Genomic DNA, 22,387 nt, shown 5'->3' with positions numbered 1-22,387 from the left:
GTAATGGGTGGCCGGGTTCGACGCGCGCCAGCACACCCCCGCACACCCGGCGCCGCTGTTGGGCGCGCAGGACCTGCGGCAGGTCGCCTTCCACCGCCCGCCCCCGGGTCAGCCGGGCTACGACGAGGCGCAGGTGGACGCCTTCCTCGACCGCATCGAGGACACGCTGCTGGGCCGGGACGACGTGACCGAGGACGACGTGCGCCGGGCGCGGTTCAGACCCGCGCGGCCCGGCTACCACGCGGCCGAGGTCGACGCGTTCATGGACCTCGTCGCGGACACCCTCGGCTCGACCCCGCAGCGGAGGCAGGCCACCGCGCCCGCGCAGGGCGCGCACGCCACGTCGACCGGGATGCGCCCCGCCGCGCCGCGGCTGACCCCGCAGGACGTGCGCGGCGTGCGGTTCCACAAGCCCAGACCGGGCAACCGCGGTTACCACGAGGGCGAGATCGACGCGTTCCTCGACCGGATCGAGAACACCCTGGCGGGCCGCGACACGCTGACCGCGCTGGAGGTGCAGGAGCAGCAGTTCAGCCACGCCCCGCCCGGTCGGATCGGGTACGACGAGGACGACGTGGACACGTTCCTCGACCTGGTCGTCGTCACCCTGGAGCGCACCCCGCCGCCCGTCGGGCCCGCGGTCCGCCCGCCGGCGCGCACACCTTCCGGCCGCATCCCACCGCCCGCCTCGCGGCCGATCGCGGCCCCGACCCGGGTCCCACCGGTCACGTCGGCCCCGCCGACCGGCCCGACCGGTTCGACCACGGCGACCACCCCGCCACCGCCGATCCCCGCCCGTCCCCGCCAGGGCCCGGGAACCCGCCCGCTGACCGCGCGCGACGTCCGCACCGCCGCGTTCGGCAAACCGCCCCGCGGTCGCCGCGGCTACCAGGAGTCGCAGGTCGACCGGTTCCTGGACCGCGTCGAGAACACCCTCCTGGGCCAGGACGACCTGACCGCCCGCGAGGTCCGCGAGGTCCGCTTCAGCCGCCCGATGTTCGGCCGGCGCGGCTACGACGAGACCGAGGTCGACGCCTTCCTGGCCCGGGTGGAGAAGCAGCTGGGCGACGGCCCCCTCCCGCCCGACGAGCTGCCCCCGATCACGTCGTGGAAGCAGCTGCGCCGGCTGAAGATCCCCTTGGCGGGCCCCGCGGCGCGCGGTTACCGCACCTCCCAGGTGGACCGGGTGCTGGAGGAGGTCGGCATCGCCCTGGACGGCATGGTCGGCGCGACCTCGGCCGAGGTGGCGAAGACCAGGTTCACCCAGTCGATCATGGCGGGACAGGGCTACGACACCGCGTTCGTCGACGAGCTGATGCCGCTCCTGGCCGCCGAACTCCGCCGCCGGGGCGTCTGACCGGCCCGACCCGACCGAACGGACCGACCCGGCCCACCCGGCCCGACCGAACGGCTCGCCCGCACCTCCGCCCGGGCGAGCCACCGGCCGCGCGTCAGCCCTCGGCGGTCTCCGCGGCCGCCAGCCACTGGCCCTCGACGTCCTCCGCCTCGGCCAGCACGGCGCGCAGCTCGGCGTCCAGGGCCAGCAGGCGGTCGGGGTCGGTGGCGGCCTCGGCGAGCTTCGCGTGCAGGTCCTTCTCCTTCTTCTGCAACGTCTCCAGCCGCCGCTCCAGCCGGGCCAGCTCCTTGCGCGCCGCGCGCTGGTCGGCCGCGTTCGACGTGGACGCCGCCTTCTGCGCCGTGACCGGGACCTGCGCCTCCTTCTGCGCGTCCCGCCGCCGCAGGTACTCGTCGATGCCGCCCGGCAGGTCGGTCAGCCCGCCCTCGCCGAAGAGCGCCACCACGTGGTCGCACACGCGCTCGACCAGGTACCGGTCGTGGGAGATGACGACGAGCGTCCCCGGCCACGAGTCGAGCAGGTCCTCCAGCTGCTGGAGGGTGTCGATGTCCAGGTCGTTGGTCGGCTCGTCGAGCAGCAGCACGTTCGGCTCGGCCATCAGCAGCCGGCACAGCTGCAACCGCCGCCGCTCGCCACCGGACAGGTCGCCGACCGGCGTCCACTGCTTCTGCGACGAGAACCCGAACCGCTCGGCGAGCTGCGACGCCGAGATCTCCTGCTTGCCCAGCACGACCCGCCGGGCGATCTCCTCCACGGCCTCCAGCACCCGCAGCGACGGGTCGAGGTCGTGCAGCTCCTGGCTCAGGTGCGCGAGCTTCACCGTCTGGCCCTGGATGCGCCTGCCGGCCTCCAGCTCCCGCTCACCGGCGAGCGCGCGCAGCAGCGTCGTCTTGCCCGACCCGTTCACGCCGACGATGCCGACCCGGTCGCCGGGGCCGATCCGCCACGTCAGGTCGCGCACCAGCACCCGGTCCGGCACGGTGAGGGTCGCGTCCTCCAGCTCCAGCACGGTGCGGCCCAGGCGGCGCTTGGCGAACGCCATCAGCTCGACCGAGTCGCGCGGCGGCGGGACGTCGGAGATCAGCGCCTCGGCGGCCTCGATGCGGTAGCGCGGCTTGGACGTGCGCGCCGGCGCGCCGCGGCGCAGCCACGCCAGCTCCTTGCGGGCCAGGTTGCGGCGCTTCTCCTCCAGCGTGTCGGCGAGGCGACCGCGCTCGGCGCGGGCGAACGTCCAGTCGGCGTACCCGCCCTCGTACTGCTCGACGCGCCCGCCGACGACCTCCCACGTGCGGGTGCACACGGTGTCCAGGAACCACCGGTCGTGGGTGACGACGACGAGCGCCGTGCGCCGGGTCAGCAGGTGGTCGGCCAGCCAGCGCACGCCCTCCACGTCGAGGTGGTTGGTCGGCTCGTCCAGCACCACGAGGTCGAGGTCCTGCACCAGCGCCGCCGCCAGGGCCACGCGCCGCCGCTCGCCGCCGGACATGGTGGCGACCGGCGAGTCCAGGCCGAAGCCGGTGATGCCGAGGCCGTCGAGGATGGACCGGACCCGCGCGTCGGCGGCCCACTCGTGGTCGTCGGCGCCGTACCCGAGCGGGTCGAGCACGGCGTTGCGCACCGTGGACCCCTCGCCCAGCTCGGTGCGCTGCGTGACCACGGCCATGCGCAGCCCGCGGTTCTGGCTGACGCGCCCCTCGTCCGGTTCGGCGAGGCCCGCCAGCACCTCCAGCAGCGTCGTCTTTCCGCCGCCGTTGAGGCCGACGACGCCGATGCGGTCACCCTCACCGACACCCAGGGACACGCCGTCGAGCAGCGGGCGAACGCCGAACGACTTGGAGACGTTCTCCAAGTTGACCAAGTTGGCCATCTACCAGCACCTTCATCGGAACGCGAGGACACAGCGACACTCCAGCCTAGCCGGCGCTCCCGGAACGGCGGTGTGCCCGCGGCCACCTCACGCGCTGTAATCGAGTGGTGGCGCAACCGAAGTGGGTGTGGATCGCGGGCGGCCTGGCCGTCCTGTTCGTCATCGGCGTCGTGAACGACGACGGGAGCGGGCAGGGGGACGCGCCGGCGACGACGACGACCGCGGCCGTGGGCGAACCGACCGCCGCGCCGCCGCCGCCCGACGAGGGCAGCCACGACGAGGGCAGCCAGGACGAGGGCAGCCAGGACGCGGCGCCGGAGACGTGCACCGTGCCGGACGTCGTCGGCATGGTCCACCAGCAAGCTCAGGACACCATGCAGGACGCGGGCCTGTTCCAGCTGCGCGAGGAGGACGCCACCGGTCGGGGCCGCATGCTGATCGTCGACCGGAACTGGACCACGACGGCGCAGAGCGTCGCCGCCGGCCAGGTCGTGGCGTGCGACACGGAGATCACCCTGGCGGCGCGGAAGACCGACGAGTAGCCCTCAGGCGTGCACCTCGGGCGGTGCCGGCCGGGGCGCCTCCTCGGTGCCCACGACGCGCGCCCCGTGCACGGGTCCCTGCGCGACGCGGACCGTGCGGCACACGCCGGCGCCCGCCAGCTCGGCCGCCACGCGCACCGCGGAGTCACCGTCCGTGCACAGGAACGCGCAGGTCGGCCCGGAGCCGGACACCATGCCGGCCAGCGCGCCCGCGTTCACGCCCGCGCGCAGCGTGCGCCGCAGGTTGGGCCGCAGCGACACGGCCGCGGCCTGGAGGTCGTTGCCGAGCAGCAGCGCGAGCTGCCTCGGGTCGCCGGACGACAGCCCCTCCAGGACCGCCTCGGCCTCGCCCACCCGGGGCGGGTCGCCGTCCGCGCGCAGCCGGTCCAGCTCGCCGAACACCTCGGGCGTGGACAGGCCGCGCCGGTCGAACGCCAGCACCCAGTGGTACGTGTGCCGGGCCAGCACGGGCACGATCCGGTCGCCCCGGTCGGTGCCCAGGGCCGTGCCGCCGTAGAGGGCGAACGGGACGTCCGCGCCGATCTTCCCGGCCAGGTCGGCCAGCTCGTCGCGGGTCACCTCCAGCCGCCACAGCGAGGCGAGGCCGACGAGGGCGGCCGCCGCGTCCGCGCTGCCGCCCGCCATGCCGCCCGCGACGGGGATGGACTTGCGGATGACGACCCGGACCTTCGGGTCGTCCGGGTCGCGGCCGACGTGCTCGGCGAGCACGCGCACGGCCCGCCACGCGAGGTTGGACGGCCCGGTGGGCACCGAGTCGGCGCCCTCGCCGTGCACCTCCACCCCGGGGTCGTCGGCGGTGGCGACGGTGACCTCGTCGGTGAGCGACAAGGCCTGGAAGATCGTCACCAGGTCGTGGTAGCCGTCCGCGCGGGGATCGCCGACGGCCAGGTGCAGGTTGACCTTGGCCGGGACGCGGACGGTGACCGGGGGCGGGACGACTGCGAGCACGCCATGAGCCTACGGGCGTTTGCGGGTCGTCCGCGCCATCCCACGCCCCACCTGCGGCGACGTGGTTGTTAGGGGGTTGTTAGGCGGCCTCGCCAGGCTGTGCGGGTCCGATCGAAGAGGGGGAGACCCGATGAAGAAGACCCTTGGCCTCGCGGCCCTGGCGGCGTTCGCCGGCGCTGCGCTGGTGACGCCGGCGGCGCAGGCGGCGCCCAGCACGCCCGCGCCCTACAAGCTCGTCAGCTCGTGCCCCGGCTCGTCCGTCAGCGGCTTCCCGAAGGTGCTGACCAACCGGCTGGGCGACACGCAGGGCAGCGTCCACCTGTACTACAGCAGCGTGAACGGGGGCACGAACTGCGCGATGGTGTACGACAACGCGTCCGGCTCGCACCAGATGAGCGTGACGCTGCGCCGGGCGAACCTGTCGTACGCGGGCAGCGACTCCGGCGTGTACACGACCTACGCGGGCGGGGTGGCCGTCACCGGGACCGCGGACACCTGCGTGTACCTGTCGGCGTCGCTCCAGATGGGGCCGTACTCGGTGGACCGGTTCTCCTACAGCGGCGGGCCGCTCGCCTGCGGGTGAGGCACGGCGGCGCCCCCGACCGGGGGGCGGGGGCGCCGCGTCGCACCGTCAGACCGCCAGGACCGAACCGGCGAACTCGGTCCGGATGTAGTCCTTGACCTGCTGCGACTGGAGCAGTTCGAGCAGGTCGGCGATCCGCTTGTCGCCCTTCAGCTCGGCGCGGGTGACCAGGCCGTTGGCGTTCGGGTTGCCCTCCGCCGCCTCCAGCGCCAGGGCGTCCTCGGCGGGCTTGAGGCCGGCGTCGATGGCGTAGTTGCCGTTCACCACGGACGCGTCGGTGTCCTCCAGGGACCGGGGCAGCTGCGCGGCCTCCAGCTCGACGAACTCCAGGTTCTTCGGGTTGTCCTCGATGTCGCGGACGGTCGCGGTCTTCTCGGTGCCGGCCTTGAGCTTGATCAGGCCGTTGTCCTGGAGCAGCGTGAGGCCGCGGGCCTCGTTGGTGGCGTCGTTGGCGACGGCCACGCGGCCGCCCTCGGGCAGGTCGGCGAGCGACTCGTGCTTGTTCGAGTACACGCCCAGCGGCTCGACGTGCACCGGGCCGATCCACTCCAGGGCCGCGCCGCTCTCGGACGTGAAGGTGTCGAGGTAGGGCACGGTCTGGAAGTAGTTGGCGTCCAGCGAGCCGTCGACCAGCGCCGTGTTGGGCTGCACGTAGTCGGTGAACTCGACGACCTCGACCTCCAGGCCCTTGGACGCGGCGAGGTTGTCCGCCACGTACCGCAGCACCTGGGCGTGCGGGACGGGGCTCACCCCGACCTTGAGCGGCGCGTCCGGGTCCGAGGCGGCACTGGTCGGGGCGCCGCTTCCGCAGCCCACCGCGGTCAGCAGCACGGCGAGCAGGGCAGCACGAATACGCATGACTTTCCTTTGACGTGGAGGAGGGGGCCTCAGACGGAGGCCGTGCGGCGGCGGTCGACACCGCGCGCCACGCGGTTGAACGAGAACTGGATGAGCGTCGCGACGACCGCGAGGACCGCGACCGTCGACCACAGGACGCGGTCGTCGAAGCGCTGGTAGCCGAGGCGCACGGCGAGGTCGCCGAGACCGCCGCCGCCGAGCACGCCGGCCATGGCCGAGTACCCGAGCAGGGCGATCGCGGTGACGCCGATGGCGTTGACCAGGGCGGGCAGCGACTCGCGGAGCAGGACGCTGCGCACGACGCGGACCGTCGAGGCGCCGGTGGTGACGGCGGCCTCGACGACCGCCACGTGCACCTCGGCCAGGACGTTCTGCACGAGCCGCGCGACGAACGGGATGGCGCCGACCGACAGCGGCACGATGGCCGCCGTCGGTCCGATCGACTGGCCGATGACCAGCCGCGTCAACGACGTCAGCAGCACGAGCAGGACCAGGAACGGCATCGCCCGCCCCAGGTCCACCACGAAGCCGAGCAGTTTGTGCGGCAGCGGCCTGGGGTGCAGCCCACCGGGGGCGGTGAGCTGCAACCAGACGCCGACGGGAACACCCAGGAGGGTGGCGATCAGGGTGGAGACGGCCACCATGTACACCGTCTCGCCGGTCGCGACGAGCAGGTGGTCGAACACGGTGGACCAGGGTGTCGCAGACCTCACGCAGCTACTCCCTGCGGACCCGCGAGGGTCCTGCGCACGGAGCCGCCGGCCTCGGAGATCCACTCCAGCGCCGAGTCGGCGCGCTCGCCGTTCAGGCCGACGCGGAACCGCGCGACCGGGGTCTCGCCCAGGCGGGTCAGACCGCCGCCCAGGAGGTTCAGGTCGACCCCGAACCGGCTGGTCGCCTCGGGCAGCAGGGCGCCGACGGCCGCGAAGCCGACGAGCACCACGTCGGCCACCCGGTCGAACGCGGCCTCCGCGCCCGGGTTCTGGTCCACGGCGGGCAGCAGCGAGGCGGCCGTGCGGCTGGCCGCGTCGGACACCAGGTCGAGCACCTTGCCGTGCTCCACGACCCGGCCGCCCTCCAGCACCGCGACGTCGTCGCAGATCCTGCGGACCACGCCCATGTCGTGCGTGACGACGAGCACGGTCACGCCCAGCTCGGCGCGGGCCCGGTCCAGCACGGTCAGCACGGAACCGGTGGTGTCGGGGTCGAGCGCCGAGGTCGGCTCGTCGGCCAGCAGCACCGACGGCGACGCGGCGAGCGCGCGGGCCACGGCGATGCGCTGGCGCTGGCCGCCGGACAGCTGGTCGGGGTACGAGCCGGCCTTGTCGGTCAGGCCGACCAGGTCGAGCAGCTCGGCGACGCGGCTGCGGCGCTGCGGCCCGGCGACGCCGGCGGCCTCCAGCGGCAGCGCGACGTTGCCCGCGGCGGTGCGCTGGCGCAGCAGGGAGTCGCCCTGCGGGACCACGCCGATCCGCCGGCGGGCGGCGCGCAGGGCGGTGCCGTCGAGGGAGACGAGGTCGGTGCCGTCCACGCGGATCGCGCCGCTGTCCGGGCGCTCCAGCAGGGCGACGCAGCGGGCCAGCGTGGACTTGCCGGCGCCGCTCGGGCCGACGACGCCCAGGACGGTGCCGGCCGCGACGTCGAGGTTCACGCCGTCCAGCGCGCGCACCTGACCGGTACTCCCGGGGAAGGTCTTGGTGAGGTTCTCGACAGTGATCACGGTTTCACTCCACGAAGGCGTGCGGCGGCCCGCGCTCGTGGCGCGGGCAACCGGCGGGCTCAGCTCAGGAAGGTGTCCCGGAGGGGACGGCGAGGATCGAAAGCGGCCCGGTGACCGGGCGCGTGGCTTCCTAGAGGCTGCGACAGCCCGAGGCCGTGCGGCGGCCGTGGTCGACGACCCGCCTTCGCGTGAGCAGCATCCTGGGCACGTGATCCTCCATCGGTCCTGGCTGAAGCACCTGCCCCTGTGGAGGAGTGGTTGCTGCGGCGTCGTAGAGCCAGGTCTCTCGGCCGCTCGGGATGGCAGCACCGAGTACACCCGACGACCCGCACCCGACGCAAGTCCGAAACAGGATCGTTCGGCAAATCACACGTTCGGCCGAAAGATCGACGACTATCGGGTGGACGCGACCTCGGCTATCCGGATGAAGTCGCCGACGGCGAGCTGTTCGCCCCGGACGGCGGGGTCGACGCCCGCCTCGACGAGCAGCCGCTCCGCCGCCGCGGCCGACCCGGCCCAGCCGGCCAGCGCACCGCGCAGCATCTTGCGCCGCTGCGCGAAAGCGGCGTCCACCAACGAGAACAGCACCTTCTTGTCCACCGTGGACAGTTGTTCGTGGCGGGTGAACGCGACCAGCGCGGAGTCCACGTTGGGCACCGGCCAGAACACGGTGCGCGACACCGGACCCGCCCGCCGGGCGTCGGCGTACCAGGCGAGCTTCACGCTCGGCACGCCGTAGACCTTGCTGCCGGGGCCCGCGGCCATCCGGTCGGCGACCTCGGACTGCACCATCACCAGGCCGGTGCGCAGCGACGGCAGCTCGGCCAGCAGGTGCAGCACCACGGGCACGGCCACGTTGTACGGCAGGTTCGCCACCAGGGCGGTCGGCGCCAGCGGCAGGGAGCCCGCGGTGACCCGCATCGCGTCCTCGTGCACGACGGTGAGCCGGTCGGCCAGCGCGGGGGCGCGCTCGGCCGCGGTGACCGGCAGCCGCTCGGCGAGCTTCCCGTCGATCTCCACCGCCACCAGCGCCCGGCACGACGGCAGCAGGGCCAGCGTCAGCGACCCCAGGCCCGGCCCGACCTCCAGCACGACGTCGTCGGCGGTCAGCTCGGCCGCGGTCACGATGCGGCGCACCGTGTTCGGGTCGTGCACGAAGTTCTGCCCCAGCTTCTTGGTGGGGCGGACGTCCAGCTCGGCGGCGAGCCGGCGAACGTCAGCCGGCCCGAGGAGAGAGCTCCCCGGGCCGGTCGACGCTGAAGCGTTGGTCACGCGTGCATTCTTACGGCAGGCCCAGCTTCGAGCGGCAGTGGGGCCACGCCGAGTAGCCGCCGCGCGCGTCGCGCAGCTTCGTGGCGACCGCGATCTGCTGCTCGCGGGACGCCTGGTGCGGGTACGCGGCGTACTGGGCGCCGCCGTAGGCGTCCCAGGTGCTCTTGTTGAACTGGAGGCCGCCGTAGTAGCCGTTGCCGGTGTTGATGGCCCAGTTGCCGGTGGCCTCGCACTGGGCGAGGGCGTCCCACACCGCGCCGTCGGGCGGCAGCTTGGTGCCGACCTTGACCTTCTTGGCGACCGGCTCCCTGGTGACCTTCGCGCCCAGCTTCTCGCGCGCGATCTCCTGGCCGTTCTTCTGCGTGACGCGGTAGGTGACGATCTGCTCGCCGGGCACGCCCGGCTCCAGGACCTCTTTCTGGCCCTTCATCATCGTGTCGTCCTTGACCTCCTCGACGGGGGGCTGGATGGCCTCCGTCGCGTTGATCACGGACACGCCGGTGCGGGTGATGTGCACCTCGGCGCCGTTGGTGACGCGCAGGTCCAGCGCCGTTTCGAGCTTGTCCTCGGCGCCGAGGGAGAGGTTCTCGCCCTTCAGCAGCTCCTCGACCGTGACGGCGTTGGTCCGGATCTGCCGGGGCTCGTTGCCGCCGTCGTAGAGCGTGACCGTCTTGAGGCTCTTGACCTCCAGGGACAGGCCCTGGAGCGGCACGTCCATGCCGCGGTCGTGGGAGAGCCACGCGCCCTCGTCGGCCACCTGCATCTGGTCGAGCGCCTCGTCGACGGTGACCGAGCGGACCCAGCCCTCGCGCTGCTCGCCGTCCACGGTCATCCTGACCAGGCGGCCGCGGTCCAGCGAGATCTTGCCGCCGTCGCCGACCTTGGCCTGGGGGCTGGGGCTCAGCGCGTCGTGCTCACCCACCACGATGCCCTCGTCCGCGAGGATCTCGCCGACGGTGGACTCGTAGGTCCGCACGGTCTTGGCCTCGCCGTCCACGTCGACCGTGACGGACTTGTCCATGGCGATGGCGGTCGCGCCGCCACCGGAGATGGTCACCAGCACGGTGGCGACCGCGGCCTTCAGGAAGCGCCGCTTCCACTTCCCCGCGGCTTCGACCAGGGCGGCCGGCGGGGCGTCGGGCCGCTCGGCGGCCGGTGCGCCCGCGACCCGGTCCTGGGAGACCTCGTCGGGGATGATGATCGGGGGGAGGAACGTGGTCTCGGCGTTGATGAGCCGGATCAGCTCGTCGACGTCGACGTTGGCGTTCGCCAGCAGCTCGTCGGCCTCGGGGCCCAGGACGTCGAGCACGTCGTCGGGCGTGATGCTGAAGACCGCGGTCTCCCAGCCCGAGTTGTCCACGTCGTAGAGCGGTCCCGGTCTGTCCAGGACGTCCACGGACGTGGTCGCCACCGGGGTGGCTTTCACGGGCGTAAACCAGTCGGTGTCCTCGTTGAACGAGTTCACGGGGTTCCATACCTCCTGAAGGCGCGAAGTCCCGCCACGCGCACGTGCGATGTCGGTGGTCAGCTCGTGATCTCCGGCAACTCCCGTGCTGTTCGGTGCTTCTCGCTTCTGGTGTGTGTCAACCCGCCCCGACTGCGGGTGTGCCCCTGACGGGGGATACATGGGGCACGGTCACGGGACCGTAACGGGTCGACGGGGGTTGTGCCAACACCCCGGTGAACCTTGTGAGTTCAGTCACCCCGTCAGCGGAGCAAGTGCGTCGTCCATTCGTCGTAGCGCCTGCTACGACTCCGCCACGTCACGAAGCCCGAAGATCCGTTCGGCGGTTCGGGTGATCATGGTGGCCAGGTCGGCCGGATCTTCCTCACGCAGCGTCGCGATGTCGCGGAGGGTGTAGGCCGCGCAATATGGCTCGTTCGGGCGACCTCGGAACGGGTGCGGCGTCAGGAACGGCGCGTCCGTCTCCACGAGCAGCTGGTCGCCGGGCACCCAGCGGGCCGCCTCGCGCAGGGCGTGGGCGTTGCGGAACGTGGCGGTGCCCGCGAAGGAGAGGACGAACCCGCGCTCCGCGCACGCCCGCGCGAACGCCAGGTCGCCGGAGAAGCAGTGGAACACCACGCGGTCGGGGGCGCCTTCGGAGTCCAGCACGGCGAGGACGTCGTCGTGCGCGTCCCGGTCGTGGATCATCAGCGGCTTCCCGGTCCGCTTCGCCAGGTCGACGTGCCACCGGAACGCCTCGTGCTGGGCGACCCTGGGCGCGTAGTCCCAGTAGTAGTCGAGGCCGGTCTCGCCGATCGCGACGACGCGGGGCAACCCGGCCAGCCGGGTCAGCTCGGCCTTGACGTCGTCGCCGAAGTCCGACGTGCGGGTCGGGTGCAGCGCGACGGCCGCGAAGACCCGCTCGTCCCACGTGGCGGCCTCGGCGGCCCAGCGGGCGGAGTCGAGGTCGTCGGCGACCGTGACGACGCGGTCGACCCCGGCCGCGTTGGCCCGGTCCAGCATCTCCCGCACGTCCTGCGGCGTCTTCGCGCCACAGGCGTCGAGGTGGGTGTGGGCGTCGACCACCGGCGCCGGGAGGGTCTCCGGCACCGGTGGTCGCTCACCCCTGCGCTTGCTCACCTGACGATCGGCGCCCACTCCGGGCCGGTCTCGCCCAGCTCCGGGTCGAGCTTGGCGAACAGCGGCGCCGGCTTGGCCAGCGGGCGGCCGACCTCGATCGGCGTGGACCGCCACTCCGCCTGCTCGGCCGCGTAGTCGCCGGTCAGCACCGGATACCCGCGGTCGGGCACGTCCAGGTCGGCCACCTCGGTCAGCTCCGGCTGCGCGGCCCACACGCCCGTGCCGCCCAGCAGCTCGTGCACCTTCTGCGCCGAGTGCGGCAGGAACGGCGTGAGCAGCGTGTTCGCGTCCTGCACGACCTGGAGCGCGGTGTGCAGCACGGTGTCGCGGCGCTCCGGGTCGTCCTTGAGCTTCCACGGCTCCTGGTCCGACAGGTACCGGTTGGCCGCGGCGACCACCTTCATCGCCTCGCCGGACGCCTGCTTGAACCGGGAGCGGCGCAGGTTCGAGCCCACGACGTCGAACGCCTTGTTCGACAGCAGCAGCAGCTCGTGGTCGGCGGTGGTGGGGCTCGTCGGCCGCGGCACCGCCCCCACGTTCTTGTGGGCCATGGAGACGGACCGGTTGACCAGGTTGCCCCACTCGTTGGCCAGCTCGAAGTTCGTCCGGCGGACGAACTCCTCCCAGGTGAAGTCGGTGTCCTGGTTCTCCGGGCCCGCGACCGAGATGAAGTAGCGCAGCGCGTCCGGCCCGAACTGCCTGAGGAAGTCCGTGACGTAGATGACGGTGCCGCGCGAGGTCGAGAACTTCGACCCGCTCATCGTCAGGAACTCGCTGGAGACGACCTCCGTGGGCAGGTTGAGCGCGCCGAACGCGCCCGGCTCGCCGCCCTTCGCGCCCTGGCCGTTCTGGCCGAGCAGCAGTGACGGCCAGATCAGCGAGTGGAAGACGATGTTGTCCTTGCCCATGAAGTAGTAGCCCTGGGCGTCGCCCGTCCAGAACTCCTTCCAGGCGTCGTCGTCGCCGCTGCGGCGCGCCCACTCGACGCTCGCGCTCAGGTAGCCGATGACCGCGTCGAACCACACGTAGAAGCGCTTCATCGGCTGGTCGCGCCAGCCGTCGAGCGGGATGGGGATGCCCCAGTCCAGGTCGCGGGTGATGGCGCGCGGGCGCAGGTCGCCGATCAGGTTCTGGCTGAACTTGAGCACGTTCGGCCGCCACTCGGTGCGCGTCTGGAGCCAGGAGCCCAGCGCGTCGATGAACTGCGGCAGGTCGAGGAACAGGTGCTCGGTCTCGACGAACTTCGGCGTCTCCCCGTTGATCCGCGAGCGCGGGTTCTTCAGGTCCACGGGGTCCAGCTGGTTGCCGCAGTTGTCGCACTGGTCGCCGCGCGCGCCGTCGTAGCCGCAGATCGGGCAGGTGCCCTCGATGTAGCGGTCGGGCAGCGTGCGGCCCGTGGAGGGGCTGATCGCGCCCATCTCGGTCTTGGGGACGACGTAGCCGTTGCGCCACAGGGCCAGGAACAGCTCCTGGACCACCTTGTAGTGGTTGCCGGTGGTCGTGCGGGTGAAGAGGTCGTAGGAGAGGCCCAGGCCGTGCAGGTCGTCGGCGATGACGCGGTGGTACTTGTCGACGAGCTCGCGCGTGGTCAGCCCCTCCTTCTCCGCCTGGACGGAGATCGGGGTGCCGTGCTCGTCGGAGCCGGAGACCATGAGCACCCGGTTCCCCGACATGCGCATGAAGCGGGAGAACACGTCGGAGGGGACACCGAAACCGGAGACGTGACCGATGTGGCGGGGGCCGTTGGCGTACGGCCACGCCACCGCGGTCAACACGGAGGCACTCATGTGCTAAGCCTACGGAGGCCCCGCCGGCGGGTTTTCGCGGGTGGGGCGGCTGCGGACCGGTCGCGCGGGCGCGGCCGATAACGCACGGCCCGCGTTCGGCGATGTGAGCGGTACCACCGCACAGCCGATCGCCGGGAGCGCCGAGTGTCCTACCCCCACCAGCCGCAGTTACCGCCCCAGGGGAACCCGGCGGAAGGCTGGCACTACCCGACCGCGCAGCCGACCGGCGAGTACCCGGTGCAGCCGTACCAGCAGCCGACGCAGCCGTACCCGTACCCCTACCCGCCGCAGCAGCAGCCGTACGCCCAGCCCTACCCACCGCCGTACGCCCAGCCCTACCCACCGCAGCCGTTCGTGCAGGCGGTGATGCCGCAGCAACACGTGCAGGTAAACCTCTACGGGGGTCGACCGCACGTCAACCACGGCCTGCACCTGGTGCTGACCCTGCTGACCTGCGGCCTGTGGGGCTTGGTCTGGATCGTCATCGCGATCGGCAACAGCTGAGGCGGTCACCTCGTCGAGCGGAGCAACCTCGCCCAGGCAGCGAAGGGGAAGCTCAACCGCCCGGCGGCGGGGTCCTTGGAGTCGCGCGCGAGGACCCCGTCCCCGGCGAACGCCACCTCGACGCACGAACCGTTGTTCGCGCTGTGACTGCTCTTGAACCACCGCGGCTCGGACACGGAGCCTCCCCTGGCTATCCGCCGTCGATCAGCGACCGGATCGACGTGAGGGACTGCTGAGCGGACAACGCCACCGATCGCAGGTTGTCCACCGCCATTTTATGCGTCCGCACGTCGTCCTGGTCCTGCACGTAGACGGCACCGTCGAGGCGTTCGGCGTAGGCGATCGACTGCGCCCGCTCGAAGTCGAGCACCACCAGGTGCCCGGTCGTCGCCGCGTGCGGCCCGTCCTCGGGACGCAGCACCTGGACGGTGATGTTGGGTCGCTCGGCCAGGTCCACCAGGTGTGCGTACTGCTCCCGCCGCACCTCTGGTGACCCGACCTCCAGCCGGAGCGCGGCCTCGCCGACCACCGCGTGCAGTTCGAGGGGGTGGTCGTCGGTGAGCCGCTTCGCCCTCGCGACCCGGAACGACACGAAGCGCTCGCTGTGGTCCCGCCGGACGAAGCCCGTCGCGTCGGTGATGGCTTGGGCGTACGCCTCCGTCTGGAGGAGGCCGGGCAGCACCATCGGCTCGAAGACGAACTCGTCGGTCGCCAGCCCTTCCAGCCCGACGAAGGTCTTGAACCAGTCCGGCACGAGGTGGGACCACGGCGCCCACCAGCTCCGCCCGGTCGAGCTGCCCGCGAGCGAGGCGAGCCGGTCGACGTCCTTCCGGTCCGCGCCGTAGACCTCCATGAGCGCGGCGACGTCGTCGGGGAACTGCTGGTAGCGGCCGGTCTCCATGTGGCCGACCTTGGCGCGCGTGATGCCGGCCGCCGCCGCGGCCCCGGCGAGCGTCACGCCGCTGAGCTTCCGGTAGTGCGCCAGTTCGACGCCCACGAGCCAGCGCAGGGCCGACGGGTCGTTGCGGGTCATGCCGGAGATCCTGGCCGACCCGACCCACGAAGACGATCACTCGAAGGTGTACTTATGTGCGCTAGCTTTCTAGCCTTAGCGTTCGCGGCATGACCAAGGACGACCTGCTTGACCAGGTCATGGCCGCCGAGCCCAGGATGTTCGCCCTCTACGGCGCGTTCCGCCGCGAACCCGCGATCACGTTCGTCGGCTGGGGCGTGCAGCTCGCCGGCCTGGACAAGGCGTACCTGTGGGGCTCGACCGGCACCCACATCGCGCACTCGGCCGAGCAGATCGCCGAGGCGCACCGGACGTTCGGTGACACCGAGCTTGTCTGGCTCGACCAGCCCCGCTGATCACAGCCGGATCAATGGCCCGTCCAACGATATCCGATGTTCGGAATCAGATAGTCTGACACCATGAAGGAGATCTCGGCCTCCGAAGCCTCTCGGAACTTCTCGGCCGTGCTGGACGAGGCCGAGGAAGGGGAGACGATCATCGTCACCCGCAACGGCCGCCCAGCGGCGATGATCGTCCCGGCGCCGAGGGCCAACGGCAGGGCGGTGCTCGACGTGTTCCGAAGCTGGCACGGCCGCCCCGGGCTCGACGCGGAGTTCGAGGCGAACGTCACCGCGGCCCGCGACGCCGTGAGCGGTGAGTTGGACGAGGACCCGTGGCGCGGCTGATCCTGGACACCGGCGTACTGGTCGCCGGCGCCCGCGGCGTCCTGCCCCCGACCGCGATCACCGACGAGGACGACGTCGCGCTGCCCGCCGTCGCGCTGGCCGAGTACCTCACCGGCATCCTGCTCGACAGGGACCCGGCCCGGAGCGCCGCGCAGCGCGCGTTCCTCGGCGACCTCCTGGCGGCAGTCCCCGTCGAGGACTACACCCCTGCGGTCGCCGAGCACCACGCGGAACTGCTGGCGCACGTCAAGCGCTCGGGGAATGCCCGAGGGGCACACGACCTGATCATCGCGGCCACTGCCCGCGCGACGAACCGCACCGTCGTCACCACCGATGAGCGCGCGCGTTTCGGCGAACTGCCCGCCGTCGCGGTGCGGGTGGTCAGCCCCCGCTGACCACGGCGTCGTAGAGCGCCTTCTTGCTCACGCCCGCCGCCTCCGCCACCTCGGCCGCCACCGCCTTGAGCCGCTCACCGTCCGCCACCCGCTGCTTGACCTCGGCCACCAGCGACTCCACCGACGGCGCGGCGCTCGGCTCACCGGGCGCCAGCACCACCGTGACCTCGCCGCGCACACCGCCCTCCGCCCACTCGGCCAGCTCGGCGAGCGTCCCCCGCCGCACCTCCTCGTAGGTCTTGGTCAGCTCCCGGCACACCGCCGCCCGCCGCTCCGACCCCAGCACGGTCACCGCGTCCGCCAGGGTGGCCGCGAGCCGGTGGGGCGACTCGAAGAAGACGACGGTGCGCGGCTCGTTCCGCAGCCCGGCGAACCAGCGCTGCCGCTCACCGCCCTTGCGGGGCGGGAAGCCGTCGAACGCGAACCGGTCCGACGGCAGCCCCGACACCGCCAGCGCCGTCGTCACCGCGGACGGGCCGGGCAGGCAGGTGACCCGCACGTCCTCCTCGACGCACGCCGCCACCAGCCGATAGCCGGGGTCGGACACGCTGGGCATGCCGGCGTCCGTCACCAGCAGCACGGTCTGCCCGGCGTGCAGCGCCTCCAGCAGGCCGGGCAGCCGCGCCGTCTCCACCTGGTCGTAGAAGCTGACGACGCGGCCCGCCGGGGTCACGTCGAGGGCCGACGCCAGGGAGCGCAGCCGCCGGGTGTCCTCGGCGGCGACGACGTCGGCGGTGGCCAGGGCGTCGACCAGCCGAGGCGATGCGTCTCGGACGTCGCCGAGCGGCGTAGCCGCGAGCACCAAACGGCCTGATCCAGATACAGGACTCACACCGCTCACCCTACGATCGGCCCCGTGAGCCTGATCGCACCGCAGTCCGCAGACGACGTGGTCACCGCCGGCGAGGTACCGCCGGCGAGCCCGCCACCGGGCAACGACCGCGAGACGCGGGCGCGCCTGCTCGAACCCGGCCCGCTGAGCACGGCCCTGCGCGGCTGGCTCGTCACGCTGACCGTCGCCCTGATCGGCGGGGTGGTGCGGTTCTGGAACCTCGGGTTCCCGACCGACAAGGGCACCCCGATCTTCGACGAGAAGCACTACGTGCCGCAGGCGGCGCAGGTGCTGCGCAACGGCGGGTACGAGGACAACCCGGGGTACGAGCTGATCGTGCACCCGCCGCTGGGCAAGCAGCTGATCGCCGTCGGCCAGTGGCTGTTCGGCTACGACGGCGTGGGCTGGCGGTTCACGGCGGCGCTCGCGGGCACGATCACGATCCTGCTGGTGGTGCGCATCGCCCGCCGGCTGACCCGGTCCGACCTGGTCGGCGCCCTCGCGGGCGTGCTGCTGATCGCGGACGGCATGAGCCACGTGCAGTCCCGGATGGGGATGCTCGACGCCTTCCTGACGCTGTTCGTGGTGGTGGCGTTCGCGTGCCTGGTCGTCGACCGGGACCAGGTGCGCGCCCGGCTGGCGGTGGCGGTGCGCGAGGGGTGGGCGACGGCGTCCCCCTACGGCCCGTGGCTCGGTTTCCGCTGGTGGCGGTTCGCGGGCGGCATCGCGCTCGGGCTGGCGTGCGGCGTGAAGTGGTCGGGCCTCTGGTACATCGCGTTCTTCGGCGTGCTGTCGGTGGTGTGGAGCGCGACGGCGCGGCGCGCGGCGGGCGTGGAGCGGCCGTGGCTGGGCGCGGCGGCCAAGGACCTGCTGCCGTCGCTGTTCGCCCTGCTGCTCGTGCCGGTCCTGGCGTACCTGGCGACGTGGTGGTCCTGGTTCGCCTCGGAGACCGCGATCGACCGGCACGTGGCGGGCGTGAAGATCCCCGAGGACGGCATCGTCCCGGCCCCGCTGCGGGCGCTCTGGTACTACACCACCAACGTGTACGACTTCCACACCGGCCTGGTGACGTCCGAGACGAACCGCCACCCGTGGGAGTCGAAGCCGTGGACGTGGCCGATGGGCCTGCGCCCGATGCTCTACTACTTCGAGGGCGCGGTCACCGGCTGCGGCGCGGCGACGTGCGTGGGCGCGATCATGCTGATCGGCACGCCCGCCCTGTGGTGGCTGGCGTTCCCCGTGCTGGCCTGGGCGCTGTGGCAGTCGATCGCCCGCCTGGACTGGCGCTACGCCGCCGTGCTCGTCGGCTACGGCGCGGGCTTCCTCCCGTGGTTCATCAACGTCGACCGCCAGATGTACTACTTCTACGCGATGCCGATGGCCCCGTTCCTGGCGCTGGGCATCGCGCTGGCCCTCGGCGAGGTCCTGGGCCGCCGCACGGACGGTCCCGAGCGCCGCGGCACGGGCCGCCTGGCCGTGGCCCTCTACGTGGGCCTGGTGGTGGCGAACTTCGTGTGGCTGTGGCCGATCCTCAACGGCACACCGATCACCCCGGAGATGTGGGAAGCCCAGAAGTGGCTGCCGTCCTGGAACTGACGCGGTGATCGCCGCCGCGCTGCTCGACCGGCAGCGCGGCGCCGATCACGCCAGGGGCGCGGGAAGCTCGGAGGCGGCCGACGTCCGGGAACCGACGTCGAGCTCCTCCGCGATCCGACCGACGCGCACGCCCGGGGCTCCGCGGCGGCGGTGGCGCCCGCGTTCCCGGCGTGCCGCCGGGTCAGCGCACGGGCCGGGTCGGCGGCTCCGGTCGGTCGATCATCCTGGTGACCGGCCCCTCCTTGCTCAGGCCAGCCTGCGACATCCACGTGCTCAGCTCGGCCCTGATCGCGGTCAGCGACGGGCGCTTGGCCGGGTCGGCGTCCAGCGCGCTGGTGAGCAGGCGGGTGTGGGCGCTGCGCTGCGGCAGCTTCACGCACGGCTCGCCCTGCGCGGCGGCCATGAGCGACGAGATCGGGTTCTCCCGCGATCCGCGCGGCGGGTGGCCGGTGAGCGCGTAGCTGACCGTCGCGGCCAGCTGCCAGGCGTCCGACGCGGGGCTCGCGGCCTCGCCGCGCGCGGTTTCCGGGGCGAGGAAATCGGGCGTGCCGACCATCATCCCGGTCGCGGTGAGCGTGCTGTCACCCTTGGAGCGGGCGATGCCGAAGTCGATCAGGTGCGCCGTGCCGGAGGTGTCGACGATGACGTTCGACGGCTTCACGTCGCGGTGCAGCACGCCCTGCTCGTGCGCCGCGACCAGCGCGTCCGCCATGTTCACCCACAGCCGCGCGGCGAGCGTGTCGGCGAGGAGGCCGCTCTTGAGCACCACGTCCGACAGCGGCTGGCCGTCGATGTACTCCATGATGATCGCCAGGCCGTCCGAGTCCTGGACGATGTCGAACACGCGCACGCAGTTCGGGTGCCGCACGGCCGCCAGGGCACGCGCCTCGCGCACCATGCGCTGCTCGGTGTCGTTGTCGGGCGCGTGCGCGAGCTTCACCGCGACGGTGCGCGCGAGCTGCTCGTCCACGGCCAGCCACACCGTGCCGAACCCGCCCCGGCCGAGCTGGCGGATGCGCCGGAACCGGCCGCCCGCCGGGTTCCACACCTTGCCCGAGTCCTGTGCCGGGGCCGGGTTGGACGCGGACGACGCGCCGGGGCCGAACGGCAGCGGGCCCGGCGTGTCGGCCAGCTGCGCCGGCTGTTCCACGCGGGCCGGCTTCGGCGGCTCCGGCGGCACCTCGGCGATCCGCGTGGGCGGGTAGTGCCGCTGCGGCGGGGTCGGCCGGTACGGCGGCGGCTTCGGCGGCGCGCCGTGCGGCTGGTAGGGCGGGATCTGCGCCGGCTGGTAGGGCGGCGGCTTCTCCACCTGGTACGGCGGCGGCTTCTGGGGCTGGTGACCGGACGACTGGTGACCGGACGGCAGCTGGCTCGCCGAGTGGTGGCTTGCCGGGTGGTGGTTCGCCGACTGCCGGCCCGACGGCTGCTGGCCGATCGGCTGGTTCGACGACTGGTGGGGCGGCGGCGTTCTGGACACCGCGGGCTGCGGGGTCGGGTTCCCGCGATCGCGACCGGGGCGGTTGAGCATGGCGGTAGTCAACCCGAAAATCCGCACCACCAGGGAGCCGACGAGCGCGACGGGGAAGAAACCGAGCAGCAGGTGGCCGACCAGCGTGACCGGCAGCGCCGACGTGGCCAGCAGCAACACGACGAACGGCGGCCAGAACACGCGGCGCGGCCAGTTCGGGCCGAGGCGGAACGCCGAACCGGCCTGGAGCATCACGAACAGCAGGCACAGCAGCGCCAGCAGCGCCGTCACGCACGCCGCGACCAGGAAGACCACCCGGCCGCCGCTGAACGCCTCGATGATCGACGGCGCGCCGACCAGGTAGTCGAACTGCGTGAACGCCCGGCACGGCGAGCCGGCCAGCGAGGCCGTGCCCGGCAGCGCCGAGGTGCGCAGCAGCTTGAACGCCGCCGAGAACGCCACCCACGGCAGCGCCAACGTGCTGGTCACGCCCAGCACGGCGAAGATCGCGCCGGTGACCGGCCCGTAGGAGTTGCCGACGACCCGGCGCACGGTGATCGACAGCAGGGCGGCGAGGGTGGGCAGCGCGCCGACCAGCGCGCCGAACGCCGTCATGGTCCACGCCCAGTCACCGGGGCAGAGGGACACGCCCACCCAGCCGTGCAGCCACGCCAACAGCGACCTGGCCAGCTCCACGACGCGCACCGCCCCTTCTCGTCGCCTCTCAGGGTACGGGTGCGGACCCCGCCACCGGCGCTGTCCGGCCGGTTCTGCCCGAGTGGCGGCGTGGCGGACGGTCCCCCGAACGGCCGCCCGCGGATACGCCCTGGTCATGCGCCCCAGATCCCCCGGAACGGGGAAGGGGGCCCGGCCGGAGCCGGACCCCCACGCGCGCGGACGCCGCCGCTAGCCCACGCGCTGCCACAGGGCCGGCACCGCCGGCGGCTCCCAGCCCGGTTGGGACGAGTGCCCCTGCAAGCACCTGTACCCGACGCCGTCGTAGGCCACGAGGGCACCGGCCGAGTACGCGACGCCCGGCTGCCAGGTGGTCTGGCCCGGGTTCGTGGTCGTGGTGGTCGGCGAGGTGGTGCTGGTCGGGGGTGTGCCGCCACCGACGACCAACCGGAGGCCGTAGACCTGGAGGATCTCGTTGACCGGCTGGAAGTAGATCGTCCCGCCGGACGTGCAGTTCCCGGAGCCGCCGGAGGTGACGCCCTGCGCCTGGTCGCCGGTCAACCACGATCCGCCGGAGTCGCCGGGTTCGGCGCAGGCGTTCGTTCGGGTCAGGCCGGTGATCGTGCCCTCGGGGTAGGTCACGGAGGCGTTCTTCTGCTGGATGGTGCCGCAGCGCCAGCCGGTCGTGGAGCCGGACCGGCACACCGAGGCACCGACGGGGGCCTCGGTCGACCCGGCCACCGGCACCGTGCCGGGGTAGCGGTTGACCAGGGGCCGCCCGGTGTTGCCGGCCGCCGTGCGCACCCAGGCGTAGTCGTTGCCGGGGAAGCTGGAGCCGGCGAACGTGCCGCTGGGCTGGGTCGTGGCGGCGCCGGTCCGCCCGCAGTGCCCGGCGGTGACGAACCCGCCTTCCACCGCGAACCCGACCGAGCACCGCGAGCCGCTGCCGATGTAGTAGGCGTTGCCGCCGATGACGTCGACCAGCGGGCGCGGGTCCTCGGTGGACCGCTCGACCCGCACGTCGCCCTCCGCGAGGCCGCTCGCCCGCGCGAACGCCCGACCGTGCGCCACGTCCCGGGCCAGCACCACCACGGTGTTGGTGGGCACGTCGACGTACCAGCCGGGCACCGTGTCGGGGGCGCTGCGCGCGTTGTCGTCGAGCGCGGTCTTGAGCGCGTCGAGCCGGCCCGCCGAACGGGCGACGACCCGGGCCTCCGCCCCGGCCGCCTCGATGGCCGGGACCTGCGACGGGTCGGTGGCGCCGACCACCAGCCGCGTGGCGTCGGCGTTCAGCCAGGCCCCCGCGAACGCCGGGCCGAGCCGTGCCCTCAACGCGCTCTCGGTCCGGGACGCGGCAGCCTCCCGGCCGATCCGGACGATCGCCTGGTCGGGCGTGATGTTCAGGTCGCGGGCCATGGCGGCGACCAGGCCGCCGTCCACGGCCGGTGGCGACGGGGGTGGACCGGCGGTCGCCGTGGTGGCCAGCGCCGCTGCGGTTCCAGCAGCGCCCAGGACAGCCACGGCGACGGCGGCGACGGTGCGTCGAGTCATCCGCTGTCTCCTTGCAGGGTGGTGACACGGGGTGCGGGGCCGTGCCACCGACGCTAGCCGGCGCGGGGCGACAGCGGATATGCCGACCTGGTCATACCGCCGCGTTATGGTCCAAACCAATCAAGGATC

Annotated in this window: 22 protein-coding genes and 1 riboswitch; of the genes, 8 read left to right on the top strand and 14 right to left on the bottom strand. The window is 72.8% G+C overall.

The window, feature by feature from the left end; genetic code table 11:
- The first annotated feature begins 7 nt into the window (after positions 1-7).
- Positions 8-1,357 carry a DivIVA domain-containing protein gene (locus J2S66_RS37235; RefSeq protein WP_374726162.1) on the top strand — a complete coding sequence of 450 codons (1,350 nt, stop codon included), beginning with the start codon at positions 8-10 and terminating at the stop codon, positions 1,355-1,357.
- 94 nt (positions 1,358-1,451) lie between these two features.
- Here the strand turns inward: J2S66_RS37235 and J2S66_RS32160 are convergent, their stop codons facing one another.
- On the bottom strand, positions 1,452-3,224 hold the full coding sequence (locus tag J2S66_RS32160; protein ID WP_310312029.1) for an ABC-F family ATP-binding cassette domain-containing protein: 1,773 nt from the start codon (positions 3,222-3,224) through the stop codon (positions 1,452-1,454).
- Positions 3,225-3,331: 107 nt separating this feature from the next.
- Between J2S66_RS32160 and J2S66_RS32155 the strand changes: the two genes are divergently transcribed.
- On the top strand, positions 3,332-3,766 hold the full coding sequence (locus J2S66_RS32155; protein ID WP_310312026.1) for a PASTA domain-containing protein: 435 nt from the start codon (positions 3,332-3,334) through the stop codon (positions 3,764-3,766).
- 3 nt (positions 3,767-3,769) lie between these two features.
- Here J2S66_RS32155 and J2S66_RS32150 read toward each other — a convergent pair whose 3' ends face one another.
- The gene (locus tag J2S66_RS32150; RefSeq protein ID WP_310312022.1) at positions 3,770-4,735 is read right to left on the bottom strand and encodes a 4-(cytidine 5'-diphospho)-2-C-methyl-D-erythritol kinase; all 966 of its coding nucleotides are present in this window, start codon (positions 4,733-4,735) and stop codon (positions 3,770-3,772) included.
- A gap of 130 nt (positions 4,736-4,865) precedes the next feature.
- Here J2S66_RS32150 and J2S66_RS32145 point away from each other — a divergent pair, with 130 nt between their 5' ends.
- Positions 4,866-5,318, top strand: a complete 453-nt coding sequence (locus J2S66_RS32145) for a hypothetical protein (protein ID WP_310312018.1) — start codon at positions 4,866-4,868, stop codon at positions 5,316-5,318.
- 48 nt (positions 5,319-5,366) lie between these two features.
- Here J2S66_RS32145 and J2S66_RS32140 read toward each other — a convergent pair whose 3' ends face one another.
- From J2S66_RS32140 to metG, 7 genes are all read right to left on the bottom strand, one after another.
- Positions 5,367-6,176, bottom strand: a complete 810-nt coding sequence (locus J2S66_RS32140; protein ID WP_310312015.1) for a MetQ/NlpA family ABC transporter substrate-binding protein — start codon at positions 6,174-6,176, stop codon at positions 5,367-5,369.
- A 29-nt stretch (positions 6,177-6,205) separates the two neighbouring features.
- Positions 6,206-6,889, bottom strand: coding sequence for a methionine ABC transporter permease (locus tag J2S66_RS32135; RefSeq protein ID WP_310312012.1), 684 nt, complete (start codon positions 6,887-6,889; stop codon positions 6,206-6,208).
- Positions 6,886-7,896 carry a methionine ABC transporter ATP-binding protein gene (locus tag J2S66_RS32130; protein ID WP_310312009.1) on the bottom strand — a complete coding sequence of 337 codons (1,011 nt, stop codon included), beginning with the start codon at positions 7,894-7,896 and terminating at the stop codon, positions 6,886-6,888. The genes J2S66_RS32135 and J2S66_RS32130 overlap by 4 nt, the downstream gene beginning before the upstream one ends.
- 213 nt (positions 7,897-8,109) lie before the next feature.
- Positions 8,110-8,202: riboswitch (SAM riboswitch) on the bottom strand.
- A gap of 87 nt (positions 8,203-8,289) precedes the next feature.
- Positions 8,290-9,168 (bottom strand): 16S rRNA (adenine(1518)-N(6)/adenine(1519)-N(6))-dimethyltransferase RsmA, encoded by an 879-nt coding sequence (gene rsmA / locus J2S66_RS32125; RefSeq protein ID WP_310312006.1) that lies wholly within the window; start codon positions 9,166-9,168, stop codon positions 8,290-8,292.
- Between the two features lie 10 nt (positions 9,169-9,178).
- The gene (locus J2S66_RS32120) at positions 9,179-10,633 is read right to left on the bottom strand and encodes a resuscitation-promoting factor (protein WP_310312004.1); all 1,455 of its coding nucleotides are present in this window, start codon (positions 10,631-10,633) and stop codon (positions 9,179-9,181) included.
- Positions 10,634-10,915: 282 nt separating this feature from the next.
- Positions 10,916-11,752: a TatD family hydrolase gene (locus J2S66_RS32115; protein WP_310312001.1), complete on the bottom strand. Its 837-nt coding sequence runs from the start codon at positions 11,750-11,752 to the stop codon at positions 10,916-10,918.
- Entirely contained in the window at positions 11,749-13,539 is a 1,791-nt protein-coding gene (metG, locus tag J2S66_RS32110; protein ID WP_310311998.1) for a methionine--tRNA ligase, read from the bottom strand. Before metG ends, J2S66_RS32115 begins: the two co-directional genes overlap by 4 nt.
- Positions 13,540-13,683: 144 nt before the next feature.
- Here metG and J2S66_RS32105 point away from each other — a divergent pair, with 144 nt between their 5' ends.
- Entirely contained in the window at positions 13,684-14,043 is a 360-nt protein-coding gene (locus J2S66_RS32105; RefSeq protein ID WP_310311995.1) for a hypothetical protein, read from the top strand.
- 5 nt (positions 14,044-14,048) lie between these two features.
- Here the strand turns inward: J2S66_RS32105 and J2S66_RS32100 are convergent, their stop codons facing one another.
- Complete coding sequence (locus J2S66_RS32100; RefSeq protein WP_310311992.1) at positions 14,049-14,219, bottom strand: DUF397 domain-containing protein; 171 nt, start codon at positions 14,217-14,219, stop codon at positions 14,049-14,051.
- 14 nt (positions 14,220-14,233) lie between these two features.
- The gene (locus J2S66_RS32095; protein ID WP_310311989.1) at positions 14,234-15,076 is read right to left on the bottom strand and encodes a helix-turn-helix domain-containing protein; all 843 of its coding nucleotides are present in this window, start codon (positions 15,074-15,076) and stop codon (positions 14,234-14,236) included.
- Positions 15,077-15,165: 89 nt separating this feature from the next.
- On the opposite strand from J2S66_RS32095, the gene J2S66_RS32090 reads away from it, so the two are divergent.
- From J2S66_RS32090 to J2S66_RS32080, 3 genes are all read left to right on the top strand, one after another.
- Positions 15,166-15,411 carry a hypothetical protein gene (locus J2S66_RS32090; protein WP_310311987.1) on the top strand — a complete coding sequence of 82 codons (246 nt, stop codon included), beginning with the start codon at positions 15,166-15,168 and terminating at the stop codon, positions 15,409-15,411.
- A gap of 63 nt (positions 15,412-15,474) precedes the next feature.
- Complete coding sequence (locus tag J2S66_RS32085) at positions 15,475-15,741, top strand: type II toxin-antitoxin system Phd/YefM family antitoxin (RefSeq protein ID WP_310311984.1); 267 nt, start codon at positions 15,475-15,477, stop codon at positions 15,739-15,741.
- Positions 15,729-16,136, top strand: coding sequence for a PIN domain-containing protein (locus tag J2S66_RS32080; RefSeq protein WP_310311981.1), 408 nt, complete (start codon positions 15,729-15,731; stop codon positions 16,134-16,136). The genes J2S66_RS32085 and J2S66_RS32080 overlap by 13 nt, the downstream gene beginning before the upstream one ends.
- Here J2S66_RS32080 and rsmI read toward each other — a convergent pair.
- Positions 16,123-16,938, bottom strand: a complete 816-nt coding sequence (gene rsmI / locus J2S66_RS32075) for a 16S rRNA (cytidine(1402)-2'-O)-methyltransferase (RefSeq protein WP_310311978.1) — start codon at positions 16,936-16,938, stop codon at positions 16,123-16,125. The genes J2S66_RS32080 and rsmI overlap by 14 nt on opposite strands.
- 54 nt (positions 16,939-16,992) lie before the next feature.
- Here rsmI and J2S66_RS32070 point away from each other — a divergent pair, with 54 nt between their 5' ends.
- Positions 16,993-18,564: a dolichyl-phosphate-mannose--protein mannosyltransferase gene (locus J2S66_RS32070; protein ID WP_374726161.1), complete on the top strand. Its 1,572-nt coding sequence runs from the start codon at positions 16,993-16,995 to the stop codon at positions 18,562-18,564.
- A 181-nt stretch (positions 18,565-18,745) separates the two neighbouring features.
- Here the strand turns inward: J2S66_RS32070 and J2S66_RS32065 are convergent, their stop codons facing one another.
- Together J2S66_RS32065 and J2S66_RS32060 are read right to left on the bottom strand one after the other, a co-directional pair.
- The gene (locus J2S66_RS32065; protein ID WP_310315248.1) at positions 18,746-20,728 is read right to left on the bottom strand and encodes a serine/threonine-protein kinase; all 1,983 of its coding nucleotides are present in this window, start codon (positions 20,726-20,728) and stop codon (positions 18,746-18,748) included.
- A gap of 210 nt (positions 20,729-20,938) precedes the next feature.
- A complete protein-coding gene (locus tag J2S66_RS32060) occupies positions 20,939-22,258 on the bottom strand; it encodes an alpha-lytic protease prodomain-containing protein (protein WP_310311975.1) in 1,320 nt (439 codons plus the stop codon).
- Positions 22,259-22,387: the final 129 nt, after the last annotated feature.

This window comes from Saccharothrix longispora (assembly GCF_031455225.1).
Taxonomy (GTDB): Bacteria; Actinomycetota; Actinomycetes; order Mycobacteriales; family Pseudonocardiaceae; genus Actinosynnema; species Actinosynnema longispora.
This window is presented reverse-complemented; position numbering and strand designations above follow the sequence as displayed.

Coding starts and splice junctions, on each gene's coding strand:
- J2S66_RS32060 (WP_310311975.1), bottom strand. CDS start 22,258: ATGACTCGACGCACCGTCGCCGCCGTCGCCGTGGCTGTCCTGGGCGCT.
- J2S66_RS32160 (WP_310312029.1), bottom strand. CDS start 3,224: ATGGCCAACTTGGTCAACTTGGAGAACGTCTCCAAGTCGTTCGGCGTT.
- J2S66_RS32095 (WP_310311989.1), bottom strand. CDS start 15,076: ATGACCCGCAACGACCCGTCGGCCCTGCGCTGGCTCGTGGGCGTCGAA.
- metG (WP_310311998.1), bottom strand. CDS start 13,539: ATGAGTGCCTCCGTGTTGACCGCGGTGGCGTGGCCGTACGCCAACGGC.
- J2S66_RS32140 (WP_310312015.1), bottom strand. CDS start 6,176: ATGCGTATTCGTGCTGCCCTGCTCGCCGTGCTGCTGACCGCGGTGGGC.
- J2S66_RS32085 (WP_310311984.1), top strand. CDS start 15,475: ATGAAGGAGATCTCGGCCTCCGAAGCCTCTCGGAACTTCTCGGCCGTG.
- J2S66_RS32090 (WP_310311987.1), top strand. CDS start 15,166: ATGACCAAGGACGACCTGCTTGACCAGGTCATGGCCGCCGAGCCCAGG.
- J2S66_RS32145 (WP_310312018.1), top strand. CDS start 4,866: ATGAAGAAGACCCTTGGCCTCGCGGCCCTGGCGGCGTTCGCCGGCGCT.